Consider the following 9,246-nt stretch of genomic DNA (forward strand, 5'->3'; position numbering starts at 1 on the left):
TCATCGGTAAGAAGAGTACGTGCCATTGAAAATATAGAAATAAAAATAACTCAAAGGAGGATTTTAAGTATTTAAAACCAATTCTTCAAATGAGGACACGCCCTAATATACATAGAATTAATTTATTTATCGGAAACTTCCCCAACAATCCAAATACCTTTGTATATTGGAACAGCTTAAAGTTTTGTCCTGGTTGAAGAGCTAAAACTCAACTTAAGAATAATATAAAAAAATCCAGGATTGAATGATATGAATAACAAAATCAAGCCATTAACACAGTTTACGCAACTATTTTTTGGTCTCGGTAGCATGCTGGCAGGATTAAGCTATGCTGCATTGCCTAACTTGCCCGCACCACCGAATACACAACAGGTTTTTTTTGTCGGTAATAACTGGGATGGTACAGTCACGGTGATCCGTCCGTCAGGTGATTTTGGTAAAGTCGGAGTGATTAATATGATTCCGGATCGCAAAGAGCGCTTACTTGAGATCCATCTTAATCCAATCAAATTGATTGCTTATACCTATATCCAGGCGACGGCAGGGGAAGGTAATGATCAGCTGGTAGATGATATGTATTCCACACCAGACGGTCAGTCCGTTGTGGCTTCACGTCCAAGTTTCGCCGATGTGGTATCAATTAATATTAAAACTGGCAAAATTAACTGGCGTACACCAGTCGAAGGCTTCCGGGCAGACCATATGGCAGTTTCACCGGATGGACAGCACGTGGCTGTTTCTGCATCTTCGGGCAATGTGGTACATGTCCTGGATATTAATACGGGCAAAGAATTAGGACGCTTCGCCACAGGGGATAAACCCCATGAAAATATCTATTTTAATAGTGGAAATAAAATCCTGAATTATGCAATCGGTAATGTCGAAACATCCATGGATGCCCAATGGCAGGACTTTACTAAGGGTAAACGTTTTATCACTATTGCCGATGCAAATACTTTTAAGGTTTTAAAGAAAATTGATTTCCGGCCAGCTTTAGATAAATTTGGGCGTAAAGATTTGTCCAATTCAGTTCGTCCAATGGTTTTGAGTAAGGATGAAAGCAAAATCTATGCGCAGGTCTCTTTTTTTAATGGTCTGATTGAATATGACCTAAATCAGGACAAAATTACCCGTATCGGTCAGCTGCCAGGCAGCAGTACGATTCCAAGTGATCGTACCAAATGGGTCAATGATTCCCGCCACCACGGACTTTCAATTAGTGGCGATGGTGAAAAACTCTGTGTTGCAGGGACGATGGATAACTACGCCACCATTGTGGATCGTAAAACCTTAACAGCCGGTCCTTTAATTCCAGCCGGTAAACCATATTGGGCTACCCTAAGCCCAGATGGCAAAAACTGTGTCATTTCTGAAAGTGAAACAGATGTAGTGACAGTGATTGATTTTGCTACAGGCAATAAAGTGATGAGCGTGCCTGTAGGCAATCATCCGCAACGGGTTCGTATTGGTTATGCACCTAAAGACTGGTCTACCCTATAAAAATAAAAATGTTAAAACAGTAGAGAATCTCTCTGCTGTTTTAATATGAATTTTTAGGATAAATGCGAAATGCTGAATAACAATAAAAATATGATCATCGGTATTGCAATGATCTTCTTCAGTGGTTTAGCACTGATGCTTCTTTTAATGAAAGATGAAGACAGTATTGCAAAAGCAGAACACTCGAGTTTGGATGAACAGCCTGTCTTGATCCAGCAAGAATCACAGCTACCTGATCCAACTCCTATGCTTGAAAATGAGCAGAAAATTGCACAACAGAATCAGCAAATCATACAGAAGCGTGATGATCTCTATATGCAATTGGCAGATATTTCGAATCATCTCAGCCAAGGCAGAAAACCAGACCTAAGAGAAGTAAGTAGAATTCTGGAAATGCAGCGACAGCTGGTAAAGGTAAAAGTGATTTCTGTACAAGAGGCAACCGCGACCATTCAATTTTTACAAAAAGTGTTACCTGAAATGGAGGGTGAATTGGCTCGTGAAATCAAGCTAATTGAATAAAAGATAGTGTTAAATAAGATTAGATTTTGAAAATTAAAATGTTTTTATAATGCTGCCAAGAATTGAATTGCTCATATTCTTAAAAAATAAAACACTCCGAAGATGCCGCTGCATGTGTCGTTACCCTGAACCCGATGAGTTCAAGGTGGACGCGACGTATACTTGCTGGGTTTCCCACTCGAAGGTGGGCATACACTCTAAATATACAGAACGCAATCCATAAGTTTAAGTATCGGCAGGGGAATAGACCCGCTGGCGAACATCCCAGAGTTAGACTTAGTATAAACGATAAAGTTTATGTGGCAACTCTATGCTGTGTTGGAACTGTAAACTTGACCATTGATTGAATGAAGTTTAAACAAAAAGTCTGCTTATTCAGTCAGTTCTTCAACTTCTTCTAAAATAGTTTGTAACAAACGTTCGCAGTGGGCATATTGTTGCAGTGATTTATTCATGCTCAATACTTCCTGCATCAGTTCTAGCGCTACCATAATCACCAGTTTGCTTGGTTCCATACGAGGTGCTTTGCGGCGAAATTCATCGTATTTGTCATTCAATAGTTGCGCTGCACGTTCAAGTTCTTCGCGTTGATCTGCAGTGGAGGCCAGACGGAAACTGTGACCAATTACTCTTAAATCAATAGCAATCTGTTCGCTCATGTTGACGCTTCCTCGGTCGTTTCAGTCGGATGGGCCAATTGCTGAATTTCCTGTGCATGATGGTCTTGAGCTGTGCCCAGAATCGCCAGACGCTGGATAATCGCTTCAACCTTGGCTTTAGCATGCTCATTCTTCTGGGTCAGACGCTCAGTTTCCTGATGCAGGCGCTGAATTTCCTGACGCGCCTGTTGCTGTTCATTCAGCAGCTTTTCTTTCAAAGCACGCAGTTCATTACGCTCAGCCAGAATTTCCTGAAAACGGTTTTTCAGATCGGTGCAGCTTTTTTCCAGACGGCCATACCGGTCTGCAAGTGCAGTTGCATCATTATTAAGCTGTTGATATTGCGAGCGAGATTCAGCTAACTGTTCAGTTAAACTGTCATTTTCTTGTTGTTTTTGGCTAATAATGCTGTTTTTTTGAATGATTTCGGCTTGATGCTGACTCAGGGAGGAATCCTGTTCTTCACGCAGGCTGGAGTTTTCGCTCTCCAGATGTGCAAGGCGCGTTTTTAAAACGCCAATATGCACTTGTAGACGCTGTAATTCTTCTAACATATCGAGGTCGCACAGTATTGCAAACAAAGGTAATATATAAGCAGTATAGAGATTGGATAAACGAATGCAAGACGATATTTCAGGTTGGTCAGATTGGCACCGCAATTTTTCTTCAATTGAGGAAATTTCCAGCCCAAGCGAACTTCATGGTTTGCTTACCGGTATTGTTTGTGTGACCCAGGCGCCGAGTAGCGAAGAATGGTTACAGATTCTGGAAACTTTAGATGTCCCTGAGCTTGATGCTGAAGCATTGGAATTACTAACAGGTGAAGCAGAAGACGTATTCCACTCACTTTCTGAAGATGAGCTGGATTATCTTCCATTACTTCCAGATGACGAGCATAGCCTGGCAGAACGTGTGCAGGCATTGGCAGACTGGTGTGCCGGTGTAGTGCTTGGTTTTGGTCTGGCAACAGGCCATATTCGTGATGATGAAATGGAACTGATTGAACATTTACAAGATGTTGCAGCAGTTGAATTTGAAGATTCTGACGACGATGCTGAAGGTGAGGAAAGCTATCTGGAGTTGTACGAATTTGTACGTCTGATTCCAGTGAGTTTATCTGTGGGTCGTAAAAAAGTTGAAGTGGAGGAAACGCCACTGTTGAAACGTTTTACAGCTAAAGTAAAAACTAAGTCTACGGACCCAGCTCAGGCACAATCTGTAGTTGAGATTTTCTCACCACATCGCCCAAGCTGAACTATAGCTATTTAGCTTTAGAAAAACCGAAATAAGTCCAGTCATTCTCTGGCTTATTCCGGTATCAAATCATATTCAAAAACAGCATTGATATAAGAAGTAAGGACCAATGAAGAAACTGACACAAGCAGAATTTCAGGAACGTCGTGATATCCTCGCTGGGGAAATGGGACTACGCAGTATTGCCATTATCGCCACCAGCCCAGTGGCCCTGCGTAACCGTGATGCTGACTATAAATATCGTGCCGATAGCAGTTTCTTTTATTTGACGGGCTTTGCTGAACCAGAAGCTGTGGCTGTGATCGAAACCTTTGACAGCGAAGAAGAAGGTTATACCTACAGTCTATTCTGTCGTGAACGTGACCGGGAGATGGAAATCTGGAATGGTTATCGTGCCGGGGTGGATGGTGCTGTCGATGACTATGAGGCAGATGAAGCTTATGCGATTGATCTACTTGATGAAGAAATTCTGGAAAAATTGCAAAACAAGGACAAATTATTCTACCGGGTCGGCCATAGTGCAGAGTTTGATGCGCGTGTCGCGAAATGGGTTGCACAAGCCAGTGGTGAAAGCCGTCGAGGAAAATCTGCACCTGCTCAAATCGTTCAGTTAGACCGTATTGTTGATGAAATGCGTCTGCATAAAGATGCCAATGAAATTGAACTGATGCAGATCGCATCAGATATTTCTGCGGAAGCACATACCAGAGCGATGCAGACTGTACGTCCGGGTATGATGGAATATGCACTGGAAGCAGAGCTGAACTATGTATTTGGCAAAAATGGCTGTGTACCTTCTTATAACAGTATTGTCGGTGGCGGTGAAAATGCCTGCATCCTGCACTATGTGGAAAATGACAAAGAACTGAAAGACGGTGATCTGGTGCTGATTGATGCAGCCTGCGAATATCAGTTCTATGCATCCGACATTACCCGTACTTTCCCGGTAAATGGTAAATTCAGTCCTGAACAAAAAGCACTTTATAACATCGTGCTTGATGCACAGATTGCTGCGATCAATGCAGTTCAGATCGGCAACTCCTATAAAGAACCACACAATGTGGCAGTGCGAATTCTGGTTCAAGGTTTGCTGGACTTAGGTATTATGCAGGGCAAGATTGAGGAAATTATCGAAACCGAAAGTTTCCGCCAGTTCTATATGCATGGTACTGGACACTGGTTGGGCATGGACGTGCATGATGTCGGGGCTTATAAGACAAATGGTGAATGGCGTCCTTATGAAGAAGGTATGGTCGTGACTGTAGAACCGGGCCTGTATATTGCACCTGATGATGAAACGGTTGATCCAAAATGGCGTGGCATCGGAATTCGTATTGAGGACGATGTGGTTGCGACTCAAAATGGCCCATTAGTATTAACTGCCAAAGTGGTGAAAACTGTGGAAGATATTGAAGCCTTAATGGCAAAAGCTTATGCTGCTTAAAAATACGATAGCTTGAAAAAAGCTGGTCATTTGACCAGCTTTTTTATTTTTTAAAATAATATGAATCTAATCAAATAAATAATGAATTAATCTTTCACTGAATGATTTTATTAGAAATAATCTGGATATTTTTTGATTCAATTCTTATATAATTCTTTTTTTAATCTCCCTAACCAGTATTTACAAATACTCATCATTCTGAGTGTTCTCCATGCACAGTATAAAATTTCATAATTTTGAAGAAGCGGGCAAGCAGGTACTTCAATATCTTCATCAGCATTTGGGTTTTGGCTTATGGATGATCACTCGTGTAGAAAATGATGATTGGATTATTCTCCAGGCAGAAAATCAAAAATATGATATTAAGCCAGGCGAAGTATTTGGTTGGGCGGATTCATTTTGCTATCACATGGTACAGGGAAAAACTCCTAAAATAGCGCCATGTTCTAACGAAATCGAACTATATTCAAAAGCACCGATAAATAACAAACTGTCGATCAAATCTTATATTGGTGAGCCACTATTTAATGAAGATGGATCAATTTTTGGAACAATTTGCGCTATTGATGATAAGCCTCATTCTGAAGATATTTTAAAAGATGCGGCACTCATTTCGCTTTTAGGCAGTTTATTGAGCTCAATTTTGCAAAGTGAATTGCGGGAAAATAAACAGAGACGTTTACGTGAACGTTATGAGGTAGAAGCGCTTACCGACAGTTTAACAGGACTGTATAATCGCCGCGCCTGGGATCAGCTGTTAGAAGCTGAGGAGGGACGCTGTCAACGTTATGGCTTACCAGCTGCAATATTTAGCATCGACCTGAATGATTTAAAGCAGGTGAATGACCAGTTTGGACACGAAGCAGGAGACCAGTTAATTCAGCGTACTTCAGATGTACTGGTAGAACATATGCGTGTTAATGATGTGATTGCACGTATGGGTGGGGATGAATTTACGATTTTATGCCCTGAGACCAAAGCTGAAGACGCAGCGATTTTATATCATCGTTTAAGTGAAATATTTGCAGCTGCTAATATTCATGTGGCAATTGGCTATTCAGTCCGTCAGCTGACTAAAGATCTGCATGAGGTCTTAATAGAGGCAGATAAAAATATGTATGAACATAAGAAAAAAGCGAAACTGGAAGCAGATGATTTTATAAGCTAAAACTCGTTGAAACCAAACCATCCAGGCTTGATGATCTGCAAGAAACTTCCCTAATGTATAATTTGTTGAGAGACAGTATCAAAGTATCCCTTTGCTCAGATAAAAAGCACAATAATTGCCTTTCATCTATTTTTATCAATTACTGGATTTAGATATTCAATATCTGATTACTGCATAGGAAAATATTTTGAGCGGAAAATTAAAATCTAAACTAATGAAATTTATTACTAATACTTTTAAACAAGCAATTTTTCCATTCGTGATAGAATATTAAATCAGAATGTAGAAGAAATAATTCATAGTCTTTAGTTGTTTTTAAATCAAATAAAAAATATTAAAATCAATAAATTAAATATCATTAATAAAATATTCAAAGCTTAATTCTGATTTGGTTTACGTAAAATATGAACAATTCAAAGAAAACCAACCCAATTAAAATTTAATGCTTATAACATGACATTTATTCAACATAGATCAACACAGAATAGGGACTTTTAGCATCAAGACTACATATTCGTTTTGCTATGGCTTGCATAATTTTGGATGAGAATTAGTCAAACATTAGCTTGGAGAAAAATCATGAGAAGACTTGGAACTTTAGACTGGATCGCCTATGCATTAGCCATTATTGGTGGCCTGAATTGGGGCTTAGTTGGTGCATTCGACTTTAACTTGGTCGCAGCTATCTTTGGTGAGCAGAGCGCTCTTTCTCGAATTATTTATGTCTTGGTTGGTCTATCAGCGATTTACCTGATCTATACTGCAACTAAGTTAGGCCGTCATGATGTCCATCATGAAGCTCATACACGAACAATGCATTAATAAGTCAGTATAAACTCACTTATTATTAGGTTAAAGAAAATAAGTAGTTAGAGTGAGTTGATTGCTAAATAAAAACGGAGCTTATGCTCCGTTTTTATTGTAAAAAATAACTAGATATCTAGATATAGATTTATTGCTTATAATCAGTTATTTACTTATATAATATTTATATTGTGGATTTTTGTCTTTGTATGGAGATTTTTGAGGTTTGTTTTAATAAATTAAATTAAAAAAGATTTTAGTCAATGATTTTTACCTAATTTAATATCCGTTTTATATATTTGGCTCACAAAACTAATGAAATATTACACTGTTATTAATTTAATTCATTTATTTTATTAAGGCTTATCTAAATAACAAACCTGAGGGATGCCTAGATGAAAAAGATGACTATGCAGAACATGATCAAATGTGCTGCAGTAAGTGGAGTATTAGGTTTTGCTGCATCTCAAACTATGGCTATGGATCAGCAATCTGCCAGCGAGAGTAAGACTCACTCTAAAGCAATGCAGCATGCTCATCAGAATTTGACAGAGTCAAGTGATTAAAGTGGTGAGCACAGCCAATAACGGTGAGATTAAACAGGCAAGAACTGTTTTACCGAAGCTGAAAACAGAAGAAGCCCGTAAATATGCTCAGATGATGATTAATGAACATTCAGCAAATGAGAAGAAAGGCCAGACACTGGCAAGCAGCCTAAAGTTAACCCCACAAGTGAGTGGTATTAGCACCTCCTTGCAAAAAGACAGTGATAATGTAGTCAGAAAACTGAGCAACTCATCCACACCAGATAAAGACTATATGAGTAGCCAGGTTGACGTACATCGTAAAGTACTGAATACGATTGAAAAACAATTGATCCCGAATGCTAAAAATGCTGAACTCAAAAATATGTTGACACAAACACGTACCGCAGTTGCCAAGCACTTAAAAATGGCTGAAAATATTGTTGCCAAAATGAAGTAATCTGACTTAACAAACTTTTATCAAAAAGCCTGACATTTCTGCGTCAGGCTTTTTTATATTAGACCTCTTTCATAAATCATTTTTTGCTCAGTTCCAAGTTGTAGATTCCAGCGATTAAATTGAATCTCAAACCAAGCCTTTTACCTCTATTTCGATAACGCTCAGCAAGGATTTTGAAGGTTTTCAGGCTGCCAAATACATGCTCAATTCCGATTCTTCTTTTATTGATTTCTTGATTATAGATTTTCAATTCAGGATCCAATTTACAGTGTCTTTTGGCTTTTAATGGCAACAGGCTATTCGGATACAAAGTATAAATCCCCTGATAGCCTTTATCTGCAAGGATAAAAGCCCCAAAAGGAATCTGGTTTAAATTGCGTTTGAACAACTCGAAATCATGCACTGCACCGCGACTGGTACATAAACTCAGAATTTGCTGAGTTTTGTAGTGAATCATGGCCTGTACTTTAAAGGTATGGGTCTTTTTCTTGCCGCTATAACTTTTCTTCTGTTTTTTTAGGCCTTTGGATTGGAATTTCCGTGGCATCCACGATCACAACATTCCAGTCGATGCCTTCGCCCTTGGGTAAATCTTTGGGTAAATTAAACAGATTGGACCGAATTAGGCAGTCTTCAACATGACGGATAATTCTTGAGGCTGTGGGCTCTGAAACCCCGTAACTCGTCGCAACGTGAAATAAGGTTCGGTATTCCCGCCAATAGCTCAGACAGAGCAGAACCTGATCCTCCAGGCTTAACTTGGGCGGTCTGCCTTTGGCAGAGACATGCTTCTGCAATTGCTCAACCATCAAATAGAAAGTTGACCATGAGATGCCTGTGTATCGCTTGAACTGAGGATCAGAAAGCTTGTTTGAATCGATGTATTTCATCCGCAGATTATGCACGAATGC

10 protein-coding genes, 1 other RNA gene and 1 pseudogene are annotated in these 9,246 nt (G+C 39.5%); 7 read left to right on the forward strand and 5 right to left on the reverse strand.

Annotated elements, in window-relative coordinates; all coding sequences use genetic code 11:
* Positions 1–309: 309 nt before the first annotated feature.
* Positions 310–1,500: a YncE family protein gene (locus ACS72_RS12030; RefSeq protein WP_228156256.1), complete on the forward strand. Its 1,191-nt coding sequence runs from the start codon at positions 310–312 to the stop codon at positions 1,498–1,500.
* Positions 1,501–1,569: 69 nt separating this feature from the next.
* Positions 1,570–2,022, forward strand: a complete 453-nt coding sequence (locus tag ACS72_RS12035; RefSeq protein WP_005221315.1) for a hypothetical protein — start codon at positions 1,570–1,572, stop codon at positions 2,020–2,022.
* Between the two features lie 89 nt (positions 2,023–2,111).
* On the opposite strand, the gene ssrS is transcribed toward ACS72_RS12035, so the two are convergent.
* From ssrS to ACS72_RS12045, 3 genes are all read right to left on the reverse strand, one after another.
* A non-coding RNA gene (ssrS, locus tag ACS72_RS17555) (6S RNA) lies at positions 2,112–2,296 on the reverse strand.
* A gap of 97 nt (positions 2,297–2,393) precedes the next feature.
* Complete coding sequence (locus ACS72_RS12040) at positions 2,394–2,681, reverse strand: cell division protein ZapA (protein ID WP_004810731.1); 288 nt, start codon at positions 2,679–2,681, stop codon at positions 2,394–2,396.
* Entirely contained in the window at positions 2,678–3,235 is a 558-nt protein-coding gene (locus ACS72_RS12045; protein ID WP_008305996.1) for a hypothetical protein, read from the reverse strand. The genes ACS72_RS12040 and ACS72_RS12045 overlap by 4 nt, the downstream gene beginning before the upstream one ends.
* Positions 3,236–3,299: 64 nt before the next feature.
* Here ACS72_RS12045 and ACS72_RS12050 point away from each other — a divergent pair, with 64 nt between their 5' ends.
* The 5 genes and pseudogenes from ACS72_RS12050 (at position 3,300) to ACS72_RS12070 (ending at position 8,335) form a co-directional block, all read left to right on the forward strand.
* Positions 3,300–3,935 (forward strand): UPF0149 family protein, encoded by a 636-nt coding sequence (locus ACS72_RS12050; protein ID WP_008305994.1) that lies wholly within the window; start codon positions 3,300–3,302, stop codon positions 3,933–3,935.
* A gap of 109 nt (positions 3,936–4,044) precedes the next feature.
* The gene (gene pepP, locus ACS72_RS12055) at positions 4,045–5,379 is read left to right on the forward strand and encodes a Xaa-Pro aminopeptidase (protein ID WP_048882272.1); all 1,335 of its coding nucleotides are present in this window, start codon (positions 4,045–4,047) and stop codon (positions 5,377–5,379) included.
* Between the two features lie 211 nt (positions 5,380–5,590).
* The gene (locus ACS72_RS12060) at positions 5,591–6,547 is read left to right on the forward strand and encodes a sensor domain-containing diguanylate cyclase (protein WP_048882273.1); all 957 of its coding nucleotides are present in this window, start codon (positions 5,591–5,593) and stop codon (positions 6,545–6,547) included.
* A 579-nt stretch (positions 6,548–7,126) separates the two neighbouring features.
* Positions 7,127–7,369: a DUF378 domain-containing protein gene (locus tag ACS72_RS12065; RefSeq protein WP_004810720.1), complete on the forward strand. Its 243-nt coding sequence runs from the start codon at positions 7,127–7,129 to the stop codon at positions 7,367–7,369.
* A gap of 377 nt (positions 7,370–7,746) precedes the next feature.
* Positions 7,747–8,335: pseudogene (locus tag ACS72_RS12070) on the forward strand (DUF4142 domain-containing protein).
* Positions 8,336–8,411: 76 nt separating this feature from the next.
* Here ACS72_RS12070 and ACS72_RS12075 read toward each other — a convergent pair.
* Both ACS72_RS12075 and ACS72_RS12080 read right to left on the reverse strand, forming a co-directional pair.
* A complete protein-coding gene (locus ACS72_RS12075) occupies positions 8,412–8,882 on the reverse strand; it encodes an IS5/IS1182 family transposase (RefSeq protein WP_004815324.1) in 471 nt (156 codons plus the stop codon).
* On the reverse strand, positions 8,830–9,246 hold a 417-nt coding region (locus ACS72_RS12080), incomplete at its 5' end, for a transposase family protein (RefSeq protein WP_048882274.1). The genes ACS72_RS12075 and ACS72_RS12080, both read right to left, overlap by 53 nt.

Source organism: Acinetobacter sp. VT 511, from assembly GCF_001077515.1.
GTDB classification, from domain to species: Bacteria; Pseudomonadota; Gammaproteobacteria; order Pseudomonadales; family Moraxellaceae; genus Acinetobacter; species Acinetobacter schindleri.